Origin of the sequence: Sporichthya brevicatena (assembly GCF_039525035.1) — a bacterium.
Lineage (GTDB): Bacteria > Actinomycetota > Actinomycetes > Sporichthyales > Sporichthyaceae > Sporichthya > Sporichthya brevicatena.
Map to the genome: position 1 here is coordinate 210,045 of NZ_BAAAHE010000014.1, position 20,727 is coordinate 230,771.

Annotated in this window: 20 protein-coding genes; 16 read left to right on the forward strand and 4 right to left on the reverse strand. The window is 73.0% G+C overall.

The annotated features are described in order from the left end of the window. The first annotated feature begins 230 nt into the window (after positions 1 to 230). Positions 231 to 1,064, forward strand: coding sequence for a CAP domain-containing protein (locus tag ABD401_RS09935; RefSeq protein WP_344604165.1), 834 nt, complete (start codon positions 231 to 233; stop codon positions 1,062 to 1,064). Between the two features lie 62 nt (positions 1,065 to 1,126). On the opposite strand, the gene ABD401_RS09940 is transcribed toward ABD401_RS09935, so the two are convergent. Beyond that, complete coding sequence (locus tag ABD401_RS09940) at positions 1,127 to 2,146, reverse strand: TIGR03617 family F420-dependent LLM class oxidoreductase (RefSeq protein ID WP_344604167.1); 1,020 nt, start codon at positions 2,144 to 2,146, stop codon at positions 1,127 to 1,129. 51 nt (positions 2,147 to 2,197) lie between these two features. Between ABD401_RS09940 and ABD401_RS09945 the strand changes: the two genes are divergently transcribed. From ABD401_RS09945 to ABD401_RS09995, 11 genes are all read left to right on the forward strand, one after another. After that, entirely contained in the window at positions 2,198 to 3,418 is a 1,221-nt protein-coding gene (locus tag ABD401_RS09945) for an acyl-CoA dehydrogenase family protein (protein WP_344604169.1), read from the forward strand. Next, positions 3,406 to 4,176: an SDR family NAD(P)-dependent oxidoreductase gene (locus ABD401_RS09950; RefSeq protein WP_344604171.1), complete on the forward strand. Its 771-nt coding sequence runs from the start codon at positions 3,406 to 3,408 to the stop codon at positions 4,174 to 4,176. Before ABD401_RS09945 ends, ABD401_RS09950 begins: the two co-directional genes overlap by 13 nt. 58 nt (positions 4,177 to 4,234) lie before the next feature. Next, the gene (locus ABD401_RS09955; protein WP_425566096.1) at positions 4,235 to 5,209 is read left to right on the forward strand and encodes a phosphotransferase family protein; all 975 of its coding nucleotides are present in this window, start codon (positions 4,235 to 4,237) and stop codon (positions 5,207 to 5,209) included. A gap of 145 nt (positions 5,210 to 5,354) precedes the next feature. Continuing rightward, the gene (locus ABD401_RS09960) at positions 5,355 to 6,140 is read left to right on the forward strand and encodes a crotonase/enoyl-CoA hydratase family protein (RefSeq protein ID WP_344604174.1); all 786 of its coding nucleotides are present in this window, start codon (positions 5,355 to 5,357) and stop codon (positions 6,138 to 6,140) included. Between the two features lie 277 nt (positions 6,141 to 6,417). Beyond that, positions 6,418 to 7,896 (forward strand): ABC transporter substrate-binding protein, encoded by a 1,479-nt coding sequence (locus tag ABD401_RS09965; protein WP_344604176.1) that lies wholly within the window; start codon positions 6,418 to 6,420, stop codon positions 7,894 to 7,896. A gap of 46 nt (positions 7,897 to 7,942) precedes the next feature. Continuing rightward, on the forward strand, positions 7,943 to 8,305 hold the full coding sequence (locus ABD401_RS09970) for a hypothetical protein (RefSeq protein ID WP_344604178.1): 363 nt from the start codon (positions 7,943 to 7,945) through the stop codon (positions 8,303 to 8,305). Beyond that, on the forward strand, positions 8,302 to 8,754 hold the full coding sequence (locus ABD401_RS09975) for a hypothetical protein (RefSeq protein ID WP_344604180.1): 453 nt from the start codon (positions 8,302 to 8,304) through the stop codon (positions 8,752 to 8,754). The genes ABD401_RS09970 and ABD401_RS09975 overlap by 4 nt, the downstream gene beginning before the upstream one ends. Then, on the forward strand, positions 8,751 to 10,694 hold the full coding sequence (locus ABD401_RS09980) for a branched-chain amino acid ABC transporter permease (RefSeq protein WP_344604182.1): 1,944 nt from the start codon (positions 8,751 to 8,753) through the stop codon (positions 10,692 to 10,694). The genes ABD401_RS09975 and ABD401_RS09980 overlap by 4 nt, the downstream gene beginning before the upstream one ends. After that, positions 10,691 to 11,470 (forward strand): ABC transporter ATP-binding protein, encoded by a 780-nt coding sequence (locus ABD401_RS09985; RefSeq protein ID WP_344604184.1) that lies wholly within the window; start codon positions 10,691 to 10,693, stop codon positions 11,468 to 11,470. The genes ABD401_RS09980 and ABD401_RS09985 overlap by 4 nt, the downstream gene beginning before the upstream one ends. Then, positions 11,467 to 12,156, forward strand: a complete 690-nt coding sequence (locus ABD401_RS09990) for an ABC transporter ATP-binding protein (protein WP_344604186.1) — start codon at positions 11,467 to 11,469, stop codon at positions 12,154 to 12,156. The genes ABD401_RS09985 and ABD401_RS09990 overlap by 4 nt, the downstream gene beginning before the upstream one ends. Beyond that, entirely contained in the window at positions 12,153 to 13,403 is a 1,251-nt protein-coding gene (locus ABD401_RS09995) for a hypothetical protein (protein WP_344604188.1), read from the forward strand. Before ABD401_RS09990 ends, ABD401_RS09995 begins: the two co-directional genes overlap by 4 nt. Positions 13,404 to 13,405: 2 nt before the next feature. Here ABD401_RS09995 and ABD401_RS10000 read toward each other — a convergent pair whose 3' ends face one another. After that, on the reverse strand, positions 13,406 to 14,701 hold the full coding sequence (locus ABD401_RS10000; protein ID WP_344604190.1) for an amidohydrolase family protein: 1,296 nt from the start codon (positions 14,699 to 14,701) through the stop codon (positions 13,406 to 13,408). After that, positions 14,695 to 15,855, reverse strand: coding sequence for a CoA transferase (locus ABD401_RS10005; RefSeq protein WP_344604192.1), 1,161 nt, complete (start codon positions 15,853 to 15,855; stop codon positions 14,695 to 14,697). The genes ABD401_RS10000 and ABD401_RS10005 overlap by 7 nt, the downstream gene beginning before the upstream one ends. A gap of 24 nt (positions 15,856 to 15,879) precedes the next feature. Here ABD401_RS10005 and ABD401_RS10010 point away from each other — a divergent pair, with 24 nt between their 5' ends. After that, entirely contained in the window at positions 15,880 to 16,743 is an 864-nt protein-coding gene (locus ABD401_RS10010) for an enoyl-CoA hydratase/isomerase family protein (RefSeq protein ID WP_344604194.1), read from the forward strand. 124 nt (positions 16,744 to 16,867) lie between these two features. On the opposite strand, the gene ABD401_RS10015 is transcribed toward ABD401_RS10010, so the two are convergent. Next, entirely contained in the window at positions 16,868 to 17,488 is a 621-nt protein-coding gene (locus ABD401_RS10015; RefSeq protein ID WP_344604196.1) for an HAD family hydrolase, read from the reverse strand. Between the two features lie 251 nt (positions 17,489 to 17,739). On the opposite strand from ABD401_RS10015, the gene ABD401_RS10020 reads away from it, so the two are divergent. From ABD401_RS10020 to ABD401_RS10030, 3 genes are read left to right on the forward strand one after another with little or no spacing between them, the layout of a single operon-like run. Continuing rightward, on the forward strand, positions 17,740 to 18,960 hold the full coding sequence (locus tag ABD401_RS10020) for a CaiB/BaiF CoA transferase family protein (protein WP_344604258.1): 1,221 nt from the start codon (positions 17,740 to 17,742) through the stop codon (positions 18,958 to 18,960). Beyond that, the gene (locus tag ABD401_RS10025) at positions 18,957 to 19,268 is read left to right on the forward strand and encodes a hypothetical protein (RefSeq protein ID WP_344604198.1); all 312 of its coding nucleotides are present in this window, start codon (positions 18,957 to 18,959) and stop codon (positions 19,266 to 19,268) included. The genes ABD401_RS10020 and ABD401_RS10025 overlap by 4 nt, the downstream gene beginning before the upstream one ends. Before the next feature lie 6 nt (positions 19,269 to 19,274). Next, positions 19,275 to 20,726 carry a class I adenylate-forming enzyme family protein gene (locus tag ABD401_RS10030; RefSeq protein ID WP_344604200.1) on the forward strand — a complete coding sequence of 484 codons (1,452 nt, stop codon included), beginning with the start codon at positions 19,275 to 19,277 and terminating at the stop codon, positions 20,724 to 20,726. Position 20,727 lies beyond the last annotated feature (1 nt).

Sequence of the window (20,727 nt, forward strand, 5' to 3'; positions counted from 1 at the left end):
GCCCGTCGCGTGGATGACGAAACCCGGACATACGGCGTGTGCGACCTTGCCGACCCGTCAGGAATTGCTTACCCGTCCCGTCACGGCGCCGTGCCCCCCGCGGCCATTACGGGCCCTGCTGATCTTGCGAAGGATTTCTCGGGTCGGAAGTTCGTCGCGGGGCGATGGAGGGGGCCGGCTTGGAACAGTCGCGTCGTGGGAGATGGCGGATCCGGGGATTCGCGAGTGCGGTGACCGTCGCGGCGGGGGTGGCGCTCGCCGGGCCGGGAGTCGCGGCCGCGGTGGACGACCCGCCGGAGGAGGGGCGGATCTCGGCGATCAACAACGCCGACGAGGTTCGTGCGATGGAGGCGAAGGCCGCGGCGAGTCCGCAGGTCCAGCAGGCCGAGGCGAAGGCCGCGGCCGCACAGGCGCAGGCGCGCAAGGCGGTCAGTGCCGCCACCCAGGCGAAGAAGAAGGCGGCGGCGTCCGCGGCTCGGGCCAAGAAGCTCGGCAGCCCGGGTGCCAAGCGGTCGGCCGCCAAGGCGAAGGCGGCGGCCAAGCAGGCCAACGCGAAGGCGAAGGCCGCCAAGCAGGCCGCGGCGCGGGCGGCGGCCCACGCCGAGGAGGTCCGGCGCAGCGTGATGCGCGGGGAGAGCTCGAGCCAGAAGGCGTTCCTGGCCGACTCCTCGCAGGGCGCGACGACGACCGACGACAGCCGCCGGTCCGTCGTCCTCGACCTCGCCAACCAGGCCCGGTCCGCGGCGGGCTGCAAGGCGCTCAGCTACAACTCCCTGCTCGAGCGGGCGGCCCAGGGTCACGCCGAGGACATGGCTCGCTACAACTACATGGGTCACGTCTCCAGGGACGGGCGGACGTTCGACCAGCGCATCCGTGCCACCGGGTTCGACGGCGACCGGATCGGGGAGAACGTCGGCGCCGGCTTCAGCACCGCCAGCGGTGTCGTCGACGCGTGGATGCGCTCGCCCGCGCACCGCGCCAACATCCTCGACTGCCGGTACCGCTACCTCGGTGTCGGGTACGTCGTCTCCGGGGGTTACTGGGTGCAGAACTTCGGCAGCTGACCCCAGCCGGCGCCGAGGAGCAACACCCCCTGGTCAACGCCCGGTGACTCCGGTGGGACGGGTCACCGGGCGTTGCCGTGCCCGCGCAACGCGGTGGCGAGGCGGCGCCGCAACGCGAACGGCAGGTCGTAGACGGCGGTGGGCGCGAGGACGTCCGCGGCGCCGGTGTACCGCTCGTGCAGGGTGCGCGCCGCCTCCTCGGGCGTCCCGATCGTGGCGAACGCAGCGAGGATCTCGTCGGTGACGAGCGCGTCCATCTCCGCCCACCGGTTCTGCCGGGTCAGCGACTGGAGCTCCGGCTGCAGGTCGCCCCACCCGTGGGCCTCCAGCACCGGCCGGTACGCCGGGGTCGAGGAGTAGAACGCGAGCTGCTTGCGGGTCGCGGCGATGCCCGCGTCGAGTTCGGCGGGCCGGTCGCCGAGCACCACGAACACGGGCAGGATCACCGAGAACGGGCCGGGGACCTTGCGGCTGCGGCGGCCGGCGGCGAGCGCGGGCAGCGTCGCCTCGGTCAGGTAGCGCGCGGTCGTGAAGCGGTGCAGCAGGATGCCGTCGGCGAACTCGGCGGCGACGCGGGTCATCGCCTCACCGACGGCCGCGAGCACGATCGGCGGGGGACCGCCCGCCACCGGCCCCGGGTTGAAGTGCGGCGGCATCAGCGAGAACGAGTAGAACTCTCCACGGAAGTCCAACTTCTCGCCGTCCTGCCAGCAGGACCAGATCGCACGCAGCGCGGAGACGTACTCACGCATCCGGCCGGCGGGCCGCGACCACGGCATCGAGAACCGGCGTTCGACGTGCGGCTGGATCTGCGACCCGAGCCCGAGCACCATCCGTCCGCCGGAGAGGTTCTGCAGGCCCCACGCCGTCTGTGCGACGGTCATCGGACTGCGCGCGAACGCGACCGCGATGCCGGTGCCCAGACGGATGCGTTCGGTGTGCTGCGTCGCGACCGCGAGCGGCAGGAACGGATCGTTCGCGCTGTCGGTGGACCAGATCGTGTCGAAGCCCGCTGCCTCGGCGGTGGCGGCCTCCTCCGCCGCTCGGTCGAGGCGTCCGGAGAACTCGGTGTCGACCAGCACTGCGGTCCCCTCCCACGTCGGACCGCAACCCTATGCCGAAGAATCGGGGGCATGACGACGATGTCAGTGCCGACCACGCCCGGACTCACCGAACGCGTTCTCGACCTCCGTGGTCGCATGCTCGAGTTCATCGACGGTGAGGTCTGTCCGCTCGAGAGGACCGTCGACGCCGGTGGACCCGAGGGCAGGGCGGCGATGGACGGCCTGCGGGCCGAGGCCAAGCGCCGCGGGCTGTGGGCGCTCGGGCATCCGGAGGATCTCGGGGGACAGGGGCTCTCGTTCCTCGAGTTCGTCCACCTCAACGAGATCATCGGCCGCTCCGAGATCGGCATGTGGGCCGTCGGGTCGATGACCCAGCACGACACGATCATGTGGCGGCGTTACGGCACCGAGGCCCAACAGCGGCGCTGGCTCGACCCGCTGGTCTCCGGCGAGTACGAGTGGATCGGCATCGGCCTCACCGAACCCGAGGTCGCCGGCTCGGACCCGACCCAGATGCAGACCTCCGCGGTCCTTGAGGGCGAGGGTGAGGACGCGCAGTGGGTGATCAACGGCCACAAGTGGTTCACGTCGTGGGCCAGCGCCTCGCCCGCGGTGCTGGTGTGGGCGAAGACCGACCCCGAAGCCCCGCCGCACCGTCAGTTCTCGGCGATCATCGTCCCGGTCGACACTCCCGGCTTCACGCACGTGCGCGACATCCGCACGATGGGCAGCGTCACCGGCCGCCACGGTGAGATCCGGCTGGAGAACGTCCGGGTGCCGGCGTCGAACCTGTTCGGGGAACGGGGGCAGGCGTTCGCGATCGCGCAGACGCGGCTCGGCCCCGGCCGCATCTTCCACTGCATGCGCTGGCTCGGGCAGATGCAGCGGGCGTTCGAGTTGATGTGCGACCGGGCCCGCACGCGTTACGCGCACGGGTCGTTGCTGGCGGAGAAGGGCGAGATCCGCCGTTACATCGCCGAGTCCGCCGCCGACATCCAGGCGCACCGCTTGATGACCCTCGACGCGGCCCGCGCCGTCGACGCCGGCAGTGAGGATGCCCGGGTGCTGATCAGCCTGATCAAGTTCCGCGGCGCGGAGTACCTGCACAACGTCATCGACCGCGCGATCCAGGTGTACGGCGCGGCCGGCGTCACCGAGGACTTCCCGCTCGAGTCGATGTACCGGCACGCGCGGTACGCCCGCATCTACGACGGACCGGACGAGGTGCACCGCATGGTCGTTGCCCGGACGCTGACCAAGGACGGCGCGGTCGCGCCGTGGCAGCGGTGACGGGGGAGCTGGCCGGTCGGGTCGCGTTGGTCACCGGCGGGACGCGCGGGCTCGGGTACGAGATCGCGCGGGCCTACGCCGCGGCGGGGGCGGACGTCGTCGTCGCGAGCCGCAAGGCCGAGGCGTGTGCCGCCGTCGCGGCGCGGCTGTGGGAGGAGACCGGCCGGCGCGTGCTCGGGGTCCCCACCCATGTGGGGCGCTGGGACGAGTGCGACCGGCTCGTCGAGGCCGTGTACGAGGAGTTCGGGCACTGCGACGTGCTCGTGAACAACGCGGGGATGTCACCGCTCTACGACTCGGTCGACGCGATCAGCGAGGACCTGTTCGACAAGGTGCTCGCCGTCAACCTCAAGGGGCCGTTCCGCCTCGCGAGCCGGATCGGGGCACGGATGGTCGCGGCCGGGCGCGGGTCGATCATCAACGTCAGCAGCGTCGCGGCGGTGCAGCCGAGCGAGGCCGAGGTGCCCTACGCGCTGGCGAAGGCCGGCCTGAACAACATGACGACCGCGTTGGCCCGGGTGTTCGCGCCCGCGGTGCGGGTCAACACGATCATGCCCGGCATGTTTCTGACCGACATCTCGAAGGCCTGGGATCCGGCCGAGACCGCGAAGCGCTTCGCCGAGGACGTCCCCGCCCGCCGCGGTGGGCGGCCGGAGGAGATCGTGGGGGCGGCGCTGTACCTCGCGAGCGATGCGTCGAGCTACACGACCGGGTCGGTGCTCAAGATTGACGGCGGCTACGCCTGGGCGGCGGGCTGACGTGGCGTCAGAGTCGATCGACGTCGAGGGTGTGGACCTCGCGGCCCTCGCCGCGTGGATGGACTCCGCCGGCCTGGGGTCGGGGCCGATTCACGACACCGAGCTGCTCGTCGGCGGGACGCAGAACATCCTGCTGCGCTTCACCCGCGACGGCCGGGACTACGTGCTCCGCCGCCCGCCGGTGCACAAGCGGGCCAACAGCGACGAGACGATGCGGCGCGAGATGCGTGTGCTCGGCGCGCTGGCCGGCACCGACGTCCCGCACCCGGGGCTGATCGCGGCCTGCCCCACCGAGGACGTCCTCGGCGCCGCGTTCTACCTGATGGAGCCGGTCGAGGGCGTGAACCCGTCCGAGGACCTGCCCGAGCGGTACCGCACCGACCCGGAGTGGCGGGACGGGCTGGGCTTCTCGATGGTCGACGGGATCGCCGCGCTCAGCCGCGTCGACCACGTGGCGCGGGGGCTGGCCGACTTCGGCCGGTCCGAGAACTGGATCGCCCGGCAGGTGGGGCGGTGGCGCAAGCAGCTCGACTCCTACGCCGACGTGCCGAACTACCCAGGCCCGTCGCTGCCCCACGTCGACGAGGTCAGCGCCTGGCTGACGGAGCGTCAGCCGACGGAGTGCCACCTCGGCCTGGTGCACGGGGATGCGCACATCGCCAACGTCCTCGTCAGCCGGGACGAGCCGCGCGTCACCGCCTTCGTCGACTGGGAGCTCGCCACGATCGGCGACGTCCGTCTCGACCTCGGGCACATGATCGCGACCTGGCCGGGGCGGCCGGGGACGGTCGCGAAGGTCGAGATCCCCGGGCTGCCGGAGCCGGCCGCGCTGATCGCGCGGTACGCCGAGTCAGCCGGCCGCGAGGTCGCCGACATCGAGTGGTTCGTCGTGCTGGCCTGCTACCGGCTGGGGATCATCCTCGAGGGCTCGTGGGCGCGCATGCTCGCGGGCCAGACCACGGCGGAGGTCGGTGAGCGCCTGGGCGCCATGGGTCGCGCCCTGTTCGAGCAGGCGCACGAGATCACGGTGTAGCAGTCTCCCCCGTCCCCGCCGTTCCCACGAAAGCGCAGATCCGTACGCCCGATTGGCGATTTCCGCGTACGCAACTGCGCTCTCGTGGTGCCCAGGTGGGGGTGGCTACGCTCGACCGAGCATCGGTTCTAGCAATGGGTGGGCAATGAGCGACAAGGTTCTCGTCGAGCAGCGCGGTCATGTTCTCGTGGTGACCATCAACCGGCCGGAGGCGCGCAACGCCGTCGACCTCGACGTGTGCGTCGGCGTCGGCGACGCGGTCGAGCGGGCCGAGGCGGACCCGGAGATCCGGGCGCTGGTCCTCACCGGGGCGGGGGAGCAGGCGTTCTGCGCGGGTGCGGACCTGAAGGCGATCGCGCGCGGCGAGGCGATCCTGCCGCCCGGCAAGGAGCACTGGAGCTTCGCCGGGTTCGTCAACCACTTCACGCGCAAGCCGACGATCGCCGCGGTCAACGGCAACGCGCTCGGCGGGGGCACCGAGCTCGCGCTGGCGTGCGACCTCGTCGTCGCCGTCGAGACTGCGAACTTCGGGCTGCCCGAGGTCAAGCGCGGCCTGGTCGCCGCGGCGGGCGGCGCGTTCCGCATCACCCGCCAGCTGCCGACCCGCGTCGGGCTGGAGCTGCTGCTGACCGGTCGCCCGATGCCGGCCGAGGAGGCCCTGCGCTGGGGCTTGATCAACACGATCGTCCCGCCGGGGGAGGCGCTGTCCGCGGCCCTCGAGCTCGCGGAGGCGATCGCCGCGAACGCCCCCCTCGCGGTCCAGGCGTCCAAGCGCATCGCCTACGGCGTCGCCGACGGCGACCGCGCCGACGAGGAAGCCCTCTGGACGCTCAACAACGCGATCATCCCGGAGATCATGCGCAGCGAGGACGCGATCGAGGGCCCCACCGCCTTCGCCGAGAAGCGCGCCCCGGTCTGGAAGGCCCGCTGACCGGCGCCCGTCGCCTGAGCTCGCCGCCGAATTCGATGCACCTTTAGGCGCATTCGGTCAACCCCACCCGCATTCCTCTGCGGGATGACGTCCCGCAGGGGGCCCGTGTCGGCCCGGAAGAGGGCTGACACCCCGCCCCTGCGGGACGTCGTCCCGCAGGAGGGGACGCCTGGGGGCGGACACGGTGGGTGGCGATCGGCCACGTTCCGCAACCCTTTACCGGCTAATCGATACATGATAAATCTATATCGATCAGCCAGCCGGCGGAGGGACGCGCATGCGCAAGCTGGGGTCGACGCGCTCGCTGCGCGCGGGCCGTGGGACCGGGAACCGTGCTCTGGGACGGGCGGTCGGCGCCGCGGTCGGTCTGGCGCTCGTGCTCTCGGGCTGCGGGACGCAGGTCGAGCGCGCGGAGATCGCCCGGGCCGCGGGAGAGGTCGTCACCGACGCCGGGACGAATCCGGGGACGGATGTCGTCACCGACCCGGGAGCGGCCGGCGGCGGTGCGGTCACCGCACCGGGCAGCGTCCCGGTGGCGCCGGGGTCCGATCCGCTCGTGCCCGGCGCGACGCCCCTGCCCGGGACGCCGGCGACGGCCGCCCCCGGTGGGGGCAAGACCAACCCGACGACGCCAACCAACAGCAAGCCCGGGGTCGGCGCTCCGCAGGTGGCGACGAAGTCGGAGATCAAGCTCGGCCACATCGGCACCTACTCCGGCGTCCTCGGTGCGATCTTCAACGGCGGTCGCGAGATGACGTCGGTGTGGGCGAGCTGGGTCAATCTCAAGGGTGGGCTCAACGGCCACCCCGTCCGTGTCATCACCGCCGACGACGGTGGCGACCCGTCCCGCAACCTGTCGCTGACGCGCGACCTGGTGGAGAACCAGGGCGTCGTCGCGTTCGTCGGCAACATCACCCCGCTCTCGCTCAACGGTGCCAAGTCGTACCTGGAGCAGAAGCAGATCCCGATCGTGGGCGGCGACCTCACCGACGTCGGGTGGTACCAGAGCCCGATGTTCTTCCCGCAGGGCGCGCTGATCGACGGGCCGCTGCGCGGCAGTGCGGCGCTCGCGGTCAAGCACGGCGGCAAGAAGGTCGCGCTGCTCTACTGCGGCGAGGCGGCGGCCTGCTACCGGGCCCGCGACCTGTTCCAGGGCGACGCCGTGACCAAGGCCGGTGGCGAACTCGCGTACTCCGCACAGGTCTCGCTCGCGCAGCCGGACTTCACCGCCGAGTGCCTGCAGCTGCGCTTCCGTGGGATCGACGCGCTGGTCGCGACCGTCGACGGCAACTCACTCGCTCGCATCGCCCGTGACTGCAAGCAGCAGAACGTCGACGTCCAGTACGTCTCGTTCGCGCTCGCGCTGGTCGACTCGCTGCGGCAGAGCCCGCACCTCGACGGACTCGTCGGCACCACGGGTCTGTTCCCGTGGATGCTCCGGGACAAGGAGGCGGCCGACTACGGCGCCGCCCTCGCCCGCTTCGGCCCGCGGATCAACACCTCCGGCTCGACGGCCGCGGTGTGGGGGAGCGGTCTGCTGCTCCAGGCGGCGTCGCGCGCGCTGCCGGCGGGCGCCGTGACCTCCGCCGACATCCTCAATGGCCTGTACGCGCTGAAGAAGGAGACCCTCGGTGGTCTCGCGCCGCCGCTGACCTTCCGCAAGGGACAGCCGGCGCCCCAGATGCTGTGCTGGTACACGATCGCGCTCAACAAGGGCGTGTTCTCGACACCGTCGGGGCTGAAGTACACGTGCTGACACTCCACGCAGGGTCCCGCCCCGTCGCGGAAGAAGGAGCGCGCGGATGAACACGCTCACGAAGGTCCGTCTGCACTGGGACCGTGTGTCCGGGTGGGGCCTGGTGGCCGTCGGCGCCATCGTGCTGGCATTCGGTTGGTACAAGGTGTCGAAGACGCCGTACCCCGCCGAGCAGATGCCCTACATCGTGTCCGCCGGCATCGTCGGTGCGCTGCTCGTGGTCTTCGGGGCAGCGATGCTGATCTCCGCCGACCTGCGCGACGAGTGGCACAAGCTCGACCGCGTCGAGACGCTGCTGACCAAGGCGCTGGCGACATCTGACGAACCATCGGCAACCGCCGACGCGGACCAGGTCGTCACCCGGATCGACTCGCCCCGACCGCAGAGCGCGGCGGGGCGCCGGGCGTGACCGCGGTCCTCCGGCGACTCTCTCCCTGGTCGCCGGCGGAGTCCCGGCGGCTCCTGCTGCTGGTCGGGGCCGGCCTGGTCGTCGTGGCCGTGGCCTGGTGGATCGTCTCCCGCGAGGCGGCGTGGAGCGAGCAGACCGACGCGATGGGCCTGGCGGTGATCGGCGCGATGGTCGCCGCCTACGGCGTGACCAGCTGGCTGCTGCGGGCGCGCGCGGTCTGCACCGCGCGGCGCAACGCCATGTTCGCCGTGCTCGGTGACGTCGGTCCCGGGCGGACCGCGGCGCCGATCGTGGTCATCGACGAGGGCCCGGCCGAGTTCGTCGTCGCCCACCCGGAGCAGGGTCGCTACCACCGGCCCGACTGCGCCCTGGCGGCCGGGACGAACTGGCCGACGGTGCCGCGCGTGGAGCTGGCGGACCGTCAGGCCTGCGGGGTGTGTACACCGTGATCGACAACCTGCTGCCGTTCATCGTCACCGGGCTGAGTACCGGGTCGGTGTTCGCGATCGCGGCGATGGGTCTGGTGCTCACGTACAAAACCTCCGGCGTCTTCAACTTCGGCCACGGGGCGCTGGCCGCCGCCGGGGCGTACGTGACCTGGGACCTGTGGGTGCAGCGCGGCTGGCCGTGGCCGCTCGCGCTCCTCACCGCGGTGGCCGCGGTCGGGATCGTGGGCGGGTTCGTGCTCGAACGCGTCGCGGTCGGGCTCGCGGACAAGCCCGCCGCGTTGCGGGTCGTCGCGACCGTGGGTGTGCTGCTCGCCGTCCAGGCCGCGCTGACGATCCACTACGGCAGCGCCAGCATCCCGATGGACTACTTCCTCCCGTCGGAGACGGTCGAGGTCGGCAGCGTCAACATCCGCTACGAGCAGATGATCGTCTTCGTCGTCGCGCTCGGCTGCGCCGTGGGGCTCGCGCTGTTCTTCCGGCGGACGCGGCTCGGGGTCTCGATGCAGGGCGTCGTCGACGACCCGGCGCTGCTCGGTCTGCAGGCGGTCAGCCCGATCCGGGTGCGCCGCAGCGCGTGGATGATCGGCTCCTGCTTCGCGGCCTTCTCCGGCGCGCTGCTCGCCCCGACGCTGAACCTCGACGCGACGCTGCTGACCCTGCTGGTCGTCCAGGCCTTCGGTGCCGCCGCGATCGGCCGCTTCGACTCGCTGCCCCTGGTCTACGCCGGCGGTCTCGCCATCGGCGTGGGGCAGGAGGTCACGAAGTACGTCGTCTCGAAGGACTTCCTGGTCGACAACGTCGACCCGCAGCTGCTGCAGCCGCTGCCGAGCAACGTGCCGTTCCTGGTCCTGTTCGTGGTCCTGGTCGTCGCCCGCCGCTCGGCGTTCCCGGAGCGCGGCGCCAAGGTCGTCAAGCGCGAGCGGCCTCCGCGGCCGATGCCGCGTCAGGTCGTGACGGGGGGAGCGACGGCGGCGCTGGTGCTGCTCGTGCTGGTGCCCGCGCTGGTGTCGGGCTCCCGCATGCCGTTGTACAGCACCGGCCTCGCGTACGTCGTACTGTTCGCCTCGCTGCACCTGCTGGTGCGGACCTCGGGTCAGGTGTCGCTGTGTCAGATGGCCTTCGCCGCCATCGGTGCCGCGGCCTCGGTGCACGCCCAGGACGCGGGCGCCCCGTTCCTGCTCGCGGTGCTGATCGCCGGCCTGATCGCGTTGCCCGTCGGGGCCTTCATCTCGCTGCCGGCGGTGAAGCTCTCCGGGGTCTACCTCGCGATCGCGACGTTCGGCTTCGGGATCCTCGTCGAGCGCATCTTCTTCCCGTCGGACCTGATGTTCGGCGCCCAGCAGTCCCAGTCCGCGCCGCGGCCCGGCTGGGCCGAGGGTGACACGGCCTACTACTACGTCGTGCTCACGGTCGCGCTGCTCGCGGTGGGGTCGCTGGTTCTGGTCCACCGGTCGCGGCTCGGCCGGTTGCTCCGGGCACTCGCCGACTCCCCGGCCGCGGTGGTGGCGCACGGGACGCGAGCCAACGTCCTGCGGCTGTTCGCGTTCTGCTTCTCGGCATTCCTCGCCGGCGTCAGCGGTGCGGTGCTGGTGCCGGTCACTGGCAGTGCGAGCGGGCTGTCGTTCAACTTCGGCGTCTCGCTGATGCTGCTCGCGGTGCTGATCCTCGCCGGCCGGCGTCCGCTGGTCGCGCCGTTCGTCGGTGCCGCCGCGATGATCGTCGTTCCCGGTTACGTCACCAACGCCGAGGCCCTGGAGTACCTGCCGATCGTGTTCGGTGTCTCCGCGGTGCTGCTCGCGACCGGCGCCCTCGAGCGCGGCTGGGCCGCCGCGACGACGACACGGCGCATGGCCGCCCGTCCCGCGGTCGGCCCGGCGCGGGCGCGTGCGGCGGACCTGGCCGAGGCGGCCGAGACGCCCGAGCTGGTGGGTGCGCGATGAACCGGGACCTGCGACTGACCGGGATCACCGTTCGCTTCGGCGGTCTGACCGCGGTCGACGACGTGTCGTTGGTGGCGCGCGCCGGCGAGGTGACCGGGCTGATCGGCCCCAACGGCGCCGGCAAGACGACGACCTTCAACGCGACGACCGGCGTCGTGCCGATCACCACCGGATCGGTGGAACTCGGTGGTCGGCGGATCGACGGCCTCTCGACCGCGGCGCGCGCGGAGCTCGGGCTGGGCCGGACGTTCCAGCGCATGGAGCTGTTCGACTCCATGACGGTGCGTGAGAACGTCGCGCTCGGTCCGGAGATGCGGCAGGCCGGGCGCAGCACGTGGACCCACCTGTTCGCCCCCGCCGCGGAGCGGCGCGAGGTGCGCGAGCGGACCGAGGACGCGCTGTCGGTGTGCGGGTTGCGGCCGGTCGCCGACGTGCGGACCGGCGAGCTGTCGACGGGCCAGCGGCGCCTGGTCGAACTGGCCCGTGCGCTGGCGTCGCGGTTCGACCTGCTGCTGCTCGACGAGCCGTCCTCGGGCCTCGACCCGATGGAGACCGGGCGGTTCATCGAGATCCTGCAGTCGATGGTCGAGACCTACGGAACGGGTCTACTGGTCGTCGAGCACGACATCGCGCTGGTCCGGGAGCTGTGCACCAGCCTGTACGTCCTGGACTTCGGCAAGCTGATCGCGAGCGGCCCTGCGCGCGAGGTGCTCGGCAGCGAGATCGTCCGCGCCGCCTACCTCGGGTCCGAGGCCGTCGAGGAGGCCGTCTCATGATGCGGCTGACCGGCATCACGGCCGGCTACGAGGACACCACCGTGCTGCGCGGTGTCGACCTGACGATCCCGGACAACGCGGTGGTCGCGCTGCTCGGCCCGAACGGCGCCGGCAAGACGACCCTGCTGCGCGTCGCGTCCGGGCTGCTGCGGCCGTGGTCGGGGACCATCGAGCTCGACGGGCGGGACGTCACGGGCCAGCCGTCGCACGCGCTCGCCGCGGCCGGGGTGTGCCACGTGCCGGAGGGGCGGGGCGTCTTCCCGGGCCTGACGGTGGACGAGAACCTGCGGCTGCAGGCGCCGAGCCGGACGGCGGTCGCCGAGCGCGTGCTGCCGGCCTTCCCGCGGCTCGGGGAGCGGCTCACGCAACGGGCGGGGAGCCTGTCCGGCGGTGAGCAGCAGATGCTCGCGCTCGCACACGCGTACACGGGCCGCCACAGCGCGGTGCTGCTCGACGAGGTGTCGATGGGGCTGGCCCCGCGCATCGTCGACGAGATCTTTGAGCACTTGAAGGTGTTGGCTGCGTCGGGCACATCTCTTCTTTTGGTCGAGCAATACGTGAAACGGGCCCTCGAGCTCGCAGACTACGTCTACGTGCTGCGCCGCGGGCAGATCGAGTTCGCGGGGGAGCCGTGGCAGCTGGGCACCGACGCCATCCTGTCGTCCTACCTGGGAGAGAGCTCATGATCCGACGGACCGTCAGTGGCGTCGCCGTGGGTGGTCTGCTCGCGCTCGCCGGGGGAGCGGCGCTGATGACCTCGGCCCGCGCCGCCGAACCCGGCGCGTTCACCCTGTCCGCGCGGGCGGACTCGGTCGGCATCCAGACGATCGCCCAGGACGCGCCGGTCGTCTCCATCGGCGGCGGCGAGATCGCGCTGGTGACGCCGTCGAGCGCCCAGTCGCAGATCGACTCCTTCGGTGGGTCCCGCAGCTTCGCGTCCGCGCCGTACCCGGGTGACCTCGTCGTCAGCCTGCCGCCGACGATCGCGGGTGTCTCCGGCGGTGCCGCGCCGGTGCCGGAGTACCCGGCGTACGTCTCCAGCGACTACCCGGTGCGCAACGAGCAGGTCCTGCAGTTCGGGCCCCAGCAGCTGACCGCCCGCAGCACCGAGCACTCCAGCGAGGCCCAGGCGCAGATCGGCATCCAGTCGACCCCGCCCGAGGTCGCGGCCGCGATCACGAAGACCTCGGTCGCGCGGAACGCCGCGACGGGCGGCGCGACCGCCGTCGCCGACGCGCTGCTCTCCCCGCTGTCCTACACCGACGTCATCAAGCTCGGGCAGGTCCACACCACGGCCAAGGCGGTCTGGGAGCCGGGCGCGGCCAAGCCGACCCTGACCTCGACCTTCGACGCCGGCAACGTCACGATCGCCGGGCAGACGTTCGGCCTGACCTCGAACGGCCTCGTCGTCCCGGGGACCAAGACCCCGGTCGACGACGCGGTCATCGCGGACCTGCTCAAGAACGCCGGCGCCTTCCTCGAGGTGCTGCCGGAGCAGCGGACCGCCACGAGCATCACCTCGGCCAGTCTGCGCCTGACGTACCAGCAGGTCCTGCCGAACGCCGGTCTCACGACCGTGCGCCTGATCCTCGGTCAGGTCTCTGCGACGGCGGTGTCGGAGGCGTCCGAGCTCGCGGCTCCCGGCGCGGCCGGTGCGCCGGGCGGCACGGCCTCCGGCGGCGGCGTGCCGGGCGTCATCGACCCTGTCGGCATCCCGGGTGCGGGCGTCGACGCCGCGGGCGTCGGTCAGCTCCCCTCGGTGCCCGTGACGACCGACCTCGTGCCCGGCGCCACCAGCGCCGACGGTGTCCAGCTCGCGGGCCGTTCCGCCCCGCCCAGCCCGGACTACGACCGCTTCTACCTGGTGCTCGTCGTCGGCGGTTTCGCCGCCCTCGTCACCGCCCGCATCCGCACCGCCCGCCGTTTCGTCTGACGCTACGGGTGGACGAGGTGGCCCGCGACGAGGGTCGCTCTCGTCGCGCCGTCCTGGCGGAGGACGAGGTCCGCAGGGGCGTCGACCGCCACCGTCCGGGGCGCTCCGCCGGGGTCGTCGGGTGAGGCGAGGTAGGCGGCGAGGGCCTCGCTCTCGGTGAGGCACTCGGCGGGGTTGAGGGGTTCGCCGTCGGGGGTGAGCCGGGTGGTCGCGCCCGCGATCACCGCCCACGGGTCGAGCGGGCCGTGGGGGGCGTCGCTCGACAGCGCGAGGGGGACGCCGGCGCGGTGGAGGGACGCGCACCGGTAGAGGTCGGCGTGGTCGGCCGCCGGGACGTCGCGGCGGTAGTCGTCGCCGCGGGCGCCGAGGAACCCGGGCTGCGTGACGACGCGCAGCCCGCGGTCCCGCAGCGCTGAGATCGCTGCGGCCGGGACGAGGGCCGCGTGCTCGATCCGGTCGCCGGGGCGGGAGCCGGCGGCGTCGAGAGCGGCGAGCAGGAGCGCGAACGCCTCACGTGTGACGCAGTGGACGGCGACCGCGCGGCCCGTCCCGTGGGCCGCGGTGATGCGGGCGGTCAGGTCCTCCAGGTCCGGCAGATCGGGGTCGGCGAGCACGATCTTGTACGGCCCGACGGTGGTGCCGAGCGGGGCGGCGCACTCCAGCCCGACGCCGAGCAGCGTGACCCGCTGAGGGAGCGCGTTCGCGTCAAACTCGACGAGATCCGGTGTCGCGTCGGTGACCGCGGTGATGCCGTGGGCGGCGAGCCGGCGCCCGACGTCGGTCAGGTCGGGGACGCCGCGGACGGGCAGGCGGGTCCGTAACCAGTCGTCGGCGCGGCGGAGGCGGCCGGTCGGCGCGCCGGCGGCGTCGCGTTCGACGCCGGGGTGGCCGGCGGCGGTGAGGTTCAGCAGCCGCGCCCCGGTCGAGTTCACCGTCCACTGCGCGCCGCTCCGGTGCTGCGCGCGGACCGGACGGTGGGGGTGGAGGGCATCGAGCGCGGCGGCGTCAAGGTCGTCCGCCAGACCGACGGCGCGGACCCAGCCGTGCTCGTCGGTCGGGGCGGCGGCCAGCGCCGCTGCCATCTGAGGTCGCGTCAGGCCGGTGAGGTCGACCGACGCGGCGGCGGCCGCGAGGGCGTGCAGGTGGAGGTGGTGGTCGACGAGCCCCGGCAGGATCTGCGCGCCGGCGGCGTCGAGGAGTTCCTCACCGCGCAGGTCCGGGCCGATCTCGGCGATCCGGTCGCCGTCGAGCCGGAGGTCGACGAGACGGCCGTCGAGGAGGGCGTTCCGGATCAGCACCCGAGCTCCCGGCGGACGGCGTCGGGGCCCGCGCCGGCGGCCGGCGCCTCGCCGCGCACCGGCCGGGCGCGGGGTGGCAGTGCGCCCTCGGCGGCGACCGCGGACTCCCCGCTGCTGAGCGTGGCCGCGACCACCGCCGTCATGTCGATCTCGACGAGTTCGCCGGGAGCCGCGGTCACCGCGCGCACCGCGGCGGTCAGGCCGGCGAGGGGGTCGGCGATCGCGTCCCCGACGAACACCGGCCGCCCGGCGTCCCACGCGACGAGCCCCGCGCCGGCGGCGACGTCGTCCCCGAACCCGACGCGGTTGCTCGCGCGCCCGGCAGCGGTGAGGGAGACCCAGGTGGCGCCGGTGCCCTCCGGGGTCAGGCCCCAGGACGCGAGGGCCCGCGGGCGCGAGGCCTCGATGACGACGTCCGCGGCCTCGACGAGCGCGGTCAGGAACCGGCGGCCGTCCCGGTCGTGGGGATCCGCGACGACCGAGCGGTGCCCGGCGTGCAGGAGCCGGTAGAAGTCCGCATTCCCGTACCGGGCGCCGTCGGGCCGGGTCGGGGTCTCGACCTTCACCACCCGCGCGCCCGCCAGCCCGAGCAGGTGCGCGCACAGCGGCCCCGCCCACAGCGCGCTGAAGTCGACGACGAGCCGACCCGCCACTTCTGCGGCGGGGCGCGCCCTTCCGTCGTCCTCGACGGGCGCGCCGCGCGGGAGCAGTGGGGGAACGGGAGCGGCCGCGACCCCCAGCAACGCGGCCCGTTCGGCGAGGTCGGCGCCGGAGTGGGTGGCGAGCCAGTCCGTGACCGCCGGCCACGGGTCGACGGGGAGCTCGCCGCCGACGAGCGCCCCGAGCAGCAGCGGGTCGTCGGGTCGGGCGCAGGAGACGGCGGCCCAGCCGTCGGCGGTGGGCAGCAACCGGCAGCTGCCGCCGACCGAGATCGCGCCCCGCCGGCGGCCGCCGGTGAACGCGGCGCGCTCGGCGAGCAGAGCGGCGCCGTCGACCTCGACGCCGACCGCGGCCAGCTGGGCGCCGAGCTCGCGGGCGAGGCTGGCGGCGGTCCCCGGCGGGACCAGGGGCGGACCCTCCTGACGTCCCGTCAGGAACGCGACGCCGCTGGTCAGCCAGTCGGCGACACGGTCGGTCGCGGCCCCCGGGAGCACCGGCCGACTATACGCTCGCCTGTCGTGGGAGACGTCGCGGTCGTGGAGCTGGACGGCTTCGAGCTGCGGCTCGTGCCGACCGGGACCGACGCGGGATCCGACGAGGTCGCCGTCGCGGACCCGAGCGCGGAGGCCGCCCGGATCGAGGCGGCGCTCGAGGCGAACCCCCACGCGGCGGCCCTCCTGGTCTCGGTGCTGCGCCGGACGCTCGACCTCGACGCCCGCACGGCGCTCGAGCTGGAGTCCCTCACCTACTCGACGCTCCTCGGCGGGCCCGAGTTCGCGGCCTGGCTGTTCCGCCGCGGGCCCCGCCCGGTCCCGCCGCTCGTCGCGGACCCGGTGCGGCTGACGCGCGACGGCGACGTCCTGCACGTCACGCTCAACCGGCCCGAGCGCCGCAACGCCTACGGCGCCCAGGTGCGCGACGCGCTCGTCGACGCCCTCGCGGTGGCGCTCGCCGACCCCGACGTCCGCGTGGTGCTCGACGGCGCCGGGCCCTGCTTCTGCGCCGGGGGAGACCGCGATGAGTTCGGCACCACGCCCGACCCCGTCACCGCGCACCTGATCCGCACCCAGGCCGGGGCCGCGTGGCCGCTGCATCAGCTCGCCGAGCGGGTGGAGGTGCGACTGCACGGCCCGTGCATCGGGGCGGGCATCGAGCTCCCGGCGTTCGCGGGGCGCGTCGTCGCCGCCCCCGGCACGACGTTCCGGCTCCCGGAGCTCGGCATGGGCCTGATCCCCGGCGCCGGCGGGACCGTCAGCCTGCCCCGGCGGATCGGCGTCGCCCGGACGGCGTACCTCGTCCTCTCCGGCGCCACCCTCGACCTCGACACCGCCCTCGCCTGGGGCCTCGTCGACGCCCGCACTGGAGATGACATCTCCAGCTGATCGGGCCCTGTTCGTTGGAGATGACATCTCCACTGAATTCCGCGAATCCGTTGGAGATGACATCTCCACTGGATCCCGCGATCTGCACTGAAGATGTCATCTCCAGTGCAGGGTCGGGCCGGGGTCAGGCGGGTTGGGGAGCGGGGAGGGCGCCGAGGCGGACGAGTTCGGCGCGGCAGGTGTCGAGGCCGGTGAACAGGATCGGATGGATCCCGACGGTGGCGGCGCCGTCGACGTTCACCGCGAGGTCGTCGACGAACGCGACCTCGGCGGCGGGGCGGTCGAGCTTGTCGAGCAGGACCCGGTAGATCTGCGGATCGGGTTTGCGGACCCCGGCCTCGCTGGAGTCGACGACGACCTCGAACAGCTCGAACGGGAACGTCGCGCGCCAGGCGGCCTCGGCGACGTTGTTGGTGAGCAGGGCGGTGGTCGCGTGCTCGCGGACCTCCTCGACGAACGCCAGCATCGCCGGGTTCAGCACCTGGCCCTCGCCCGCCGCGGCGCCGAGGCGCTTCATGTCGATCCGCTGCCCGTGCCGCCGCTCGGCCTCGATGCAGACGTACTTCATGAACTCGCGCGAGGTCAGCTGCCCGGTCTCGAGGAGCCCCATCTTCGGGTCGTCGCGGAAGAACGTGACGAGCGCGTCCGCCGGCAGCCCCAGCTCCGCCTCGTAGGTGTTGAAGCCCGCGAATGCCGAGTACGTGAGTACCCCGCCGAAGTCGAACGCCACCGCCGTCACCGTCATGGCTCACGACGGTAGGCGGCGCCGGGCCCGCCGTCAAAACCTGCAGCGATATTGGCGGCACCGACCGCCGGTGCCTTCACCGGCCACCCCGCCCCCTTCACCAGCCAGAACCCTCCTTCACCCGCCCGGCCGGGCCGGTGAAGCGGGGTCCGGCTGGTGAAGCTGCGCCGGGACCGCCCTGGCGACGCCCCAGATAATTCGATACAGTATTTAGCGATTCGCCATCCCAGGGAGGTCGCGTGGCCGGTCCGATGACGGGCGTGCGGGTGCTCGAGGTCGCCCAGTACACGTTCGTGCCGGCGGCCGGAGCGGTGCTCGCCGACTGGGGTGCGGAGGTCGTGAAGATCGAGCACGCCGAGCGCGGGGACGCGCAGCGCGGGCTGATCAAGCTCCGGGGCTACGACGCCTACAGCCAGGGCTCGTCGTTCGTCCCGGTCATGGAGGGCCCGAACCGCGGCAAGCGCAGCGTCGGGCTCGATCTGGGCAACCCGGCGGCGCGACCGGTCCTCGAGGAGCTTCTCCGCCGCAGCGACGTCTTTCTCACCAACTACCTGCCGGGCGCACGGGCGAAGCTGGGCATCGACGTCGAGGACGTGCGCGCGATCAATCCCGACATCGTCTACGTCCGCGGCAGCGGGTTCGGCCAGCGCGGGCCCGAGGCCGACAAGGGCGGCTACGACAGCACCGCGTTCTGGGCCCGGGGCGGCAGCGCGGCCGGCGCGACGCCGCCCGGCGCCGACGACCTCACGCGCATGCCCGCCGGCGCGTACGGCGACTCGACCGGCGGCCTCACGATCGCCGGCGGCGTCGCGGCCGCGTTGTTCAAACGGGCGACGACGGGGGAGACGTCGGTCGTCGACGTCTCGCTGCTCGGTGTCGGCGCCTGGGCGACGCAGTTCAGCGTCAACCTCGCTCTGCTGGCCGGCGGCCCGCTGCCCGAGAAGAACCGCCCGCGCCACGGCTCGGTGTCGAACCCGCTGACCGGCGCGTACCGCACCGCGGACGACCGCTGGATCGAACTGATGATGCTTCAGCCCGGTCGCTACTGGGGGGAGTTCTGCGCCGCCGTCGGCCGCGAGGACCTCACGACCGACGAGCGCTTCGCGACGACCGAGGCGCTGATGGCCAACGCCCCCGCCGCGGGCGAGATCGTCGCCGACGTCATCGCCGCGCGACCGCTGGCCGAGTGGCTCGACGTCCTCGGCAAGATCTCCGGCCAGTGGGGCGTCGTGCAGAACGCCTGGGAGGTCGGGCAGGACCCGGCGCTCCGCGCCAACGGCGGCATCGTGCCCGTCGTCGACGCGGACGGCGTGGAGCGCGAGCTCGTCGCCAACCCCGTGCAGTTCGACGAGAGCCCGCCGCAGGTGAAGCGCGCGCCGCAGTTCGCCGAGCACACCGACGAGGTCCTGCGCGAGCTCGGCCTCTCCGACGAGGACCTCATCGCCCTCAAGATCGCCGGAGCCGCCACGTGAGAGCCGCCATCGGTCAGACGCTCACCAGCACCGTCGACGCGACGACGGTCGTCGTCGTGCGCTGGCCTGACGCCGACGTCGACCTCACCTGCGGCGGGGCCCCGATGGTCGACCCCAAGGGCCCGGACGCCGGCGCCACCGCCGAGCTCGACCCCGCCCAGTCCGCCGGCACGCAGCTCGGCAAGCGTTACGTCGTCGACGGTCTCGACCTTGAGCTCCTCTGCACCAAGGCCGGAACGGGCACGCTCGCGGCCAACGGCACCGCGCTGGAGATCAAGACCGCCAAGCCGCTGCCCGCCTCGGACTGAGCCGTCATGCACCTGACGATGCTGCTCGACATGGCCGTCGACGGTTTCGGTGACCGTGTCGTCGTCGGCCGTCGGGACGGCGGCCTGACGCCGCGTCAGCTTCAGTCGCTCGCACAGGGTGGCGCCCGTCTCGTCACCGAGCAGAAGGCCGACGCGATCGTCTACCTCGCGGTGAACGGCCCCGCGTTCCCGGTCGCGCTGTTCGCGGCCGCGTACGCCGGGGTCCCGCTGGTCCCGGTCAACTACCGCCTCGGCGCCGAGCAACTCGACGGCATCCTCGCCCGGCACCCCGACGCGCTCGTCGTCGCCGACGCCGGCACCGGACTGACCCCGGACCAGTTCCTCGCGGCCGCGGCGCAGGAGCCCGCCGACGTCGTGACGGCGGAGGGCCCGGCCGTCGTCATCTACACCAGCGGGACCACCTCGGCCCCGAAGGGCGTCCTGCTCCGCCACGAGAACCTGGTCTCGTACGTCTTCGGCACCGTGGAGTTCGCCGGGGCCGACGAGGACGAGGCGACCCTGATGAGCGTCCCGCCGTACCACATCGCGGGGGTCTCGAACGTCCTGTCCAACCTCTACGCCGGCCGCCGGGTGGTGACGCTGCCGGCGTTCGACCCGGGGGAGTGGCTGGCCACCGTCCGCGCGGAGCGCATCACCCACGCGATGGTCGTCCCCACGATGCTGGCCCGGATCATGGCCGGTTCCGACGACCGGTCAGTCCCGTCGCTGCGCTCCCTCGCCTACGGCGGCGCCGCGATGCCGCCCCAGGTCATCGAGGCGGCGCTGCGGGCCTGGCCGGACGTCGATTTCGTCAACGCCTACGGACTCACCGAGACCAGCTCGACCGTCGCGGTCCTCGGCCCCGCCGAGCACCGGGCGGCGATCGCGTCGGACGACCCCGAGGTCCGCGCCCGCCTGCACTCGGCCGGCCGCCCCGTGCCGGGCGTCGAGATCGAGATCCGCGACGACGCCGGCGCCGTCGTCGCACCCGGCACCCCGGGCCGCATCTGGATCCGCGGTGAGCAGGTCTCCGGCGAGTACGCCGGCAGCGGCTCCGCGGTCGACGAGCGCGGCTTCTTCGACACCCGCGACTCCGGCCGCCTCGACGCCGAGGGCTACCTGTTCGTCACCGGCCGGGTGGACGACACGATCATCCGGGGCGGGGAGAACATCGCCCCGGCCGAGATCGAGGACGTCCTGCTCCGCCACCCCGCGGTCGCGGACGCGGCGGTCGTCGGGGTCCCCGACCCGGAGTGGGGGCAGCGCCTCGAAGCCGTCGTGGTCCCGGCCCGGGACGTCGAGCCGGACGCCGAGGCGCTGCGCACCCACGTCCGCTCGACGCTGCGGGGCTCGAAGACCCCGGACCGCATCGTCTTCCGGTCCGAGCTGCCCCGGACCCCGACGGGCAAGCTGCTGCGTCGCGAGGTCCTCGCCGAGTTGCAGGGCCGGCCGGGCTAGG

Coding starts and splice junctions, on each gene's coding strand:
- ABD401_RS09985 (WP_344604184.1), top strand. CDS start 10,691: ATGAACCGGGACCTGCGACTGACCGGGATCACCGTTCGCTTCGGCGGT.
- ABD401_RS10020 (WP_344604258.1), top strand. CDS start 17,740: ATGACGGGCGTGCGGGTGCTCGAGGTCGCCCAGTACACGTTCGTGCCG.
- ABD401_RS09990 (WP_344604186.1), top strand. CDS start 11,467: ATGATGCGGCTGACCGGCATCACGGCCGGCTACGAGGACACCACCGTG.
- ABD401_RS10015 (WP_344604196.1), bottom strand. CDS start 17,488: ATGACGGTGACGGCGGTGGCGTTCGACTTCGGCGGGGTACTCACGTAC.
- ABD401_RS09995 (WP_344604188.1), top strand. CDS start 12,153: ATGATCCGACGGACCGTCAGTGGCGTCGCCGTGGGTGGTCTGCTCGCG.
- ABD401_RS09965 (WP_344604176.1), top strand. CDS start 6,418: ATGCGCAAGCTGGGGTCGACGCGCTCGCTGCGCGCGGGCCGTGGGACC.
- ABD401_RS09970 (WP_344604178.1), top strand. CDS start 7,943: ATGAACACGCTCACGAAGGTCCGTCTGCACTGGGACCGTGTGTCCGGG.
- ABD401_RS09960 (WP_344604174.1), top strand. CDS start 5,355: ATGAGCGACAAGGTTCTCGTCGAGCAGCGCGGTCATGTTCTCGTGGTG.
- ABD401_RS09955 (WP_425566096.1), top strand. CDS start 4,235: ATGGACTCCGCCGGCCTGGGGTCGGGGCCGATTCACGACACCGAGCTG.
- ABD401_RS10030 (WP_344604200.1), top strand. CDS start 19,275: ATGCACCTGACGATGCTGCTCGACATGGCCGTCGACGGTTTCGGTGAC.
- ABD401_RS09945 (WP_344604169.1), top strand. CDS start 2,198: ATGACGACGATGTCAGTGCCGACCACGCCCGGACTCACCGAACGCGTT.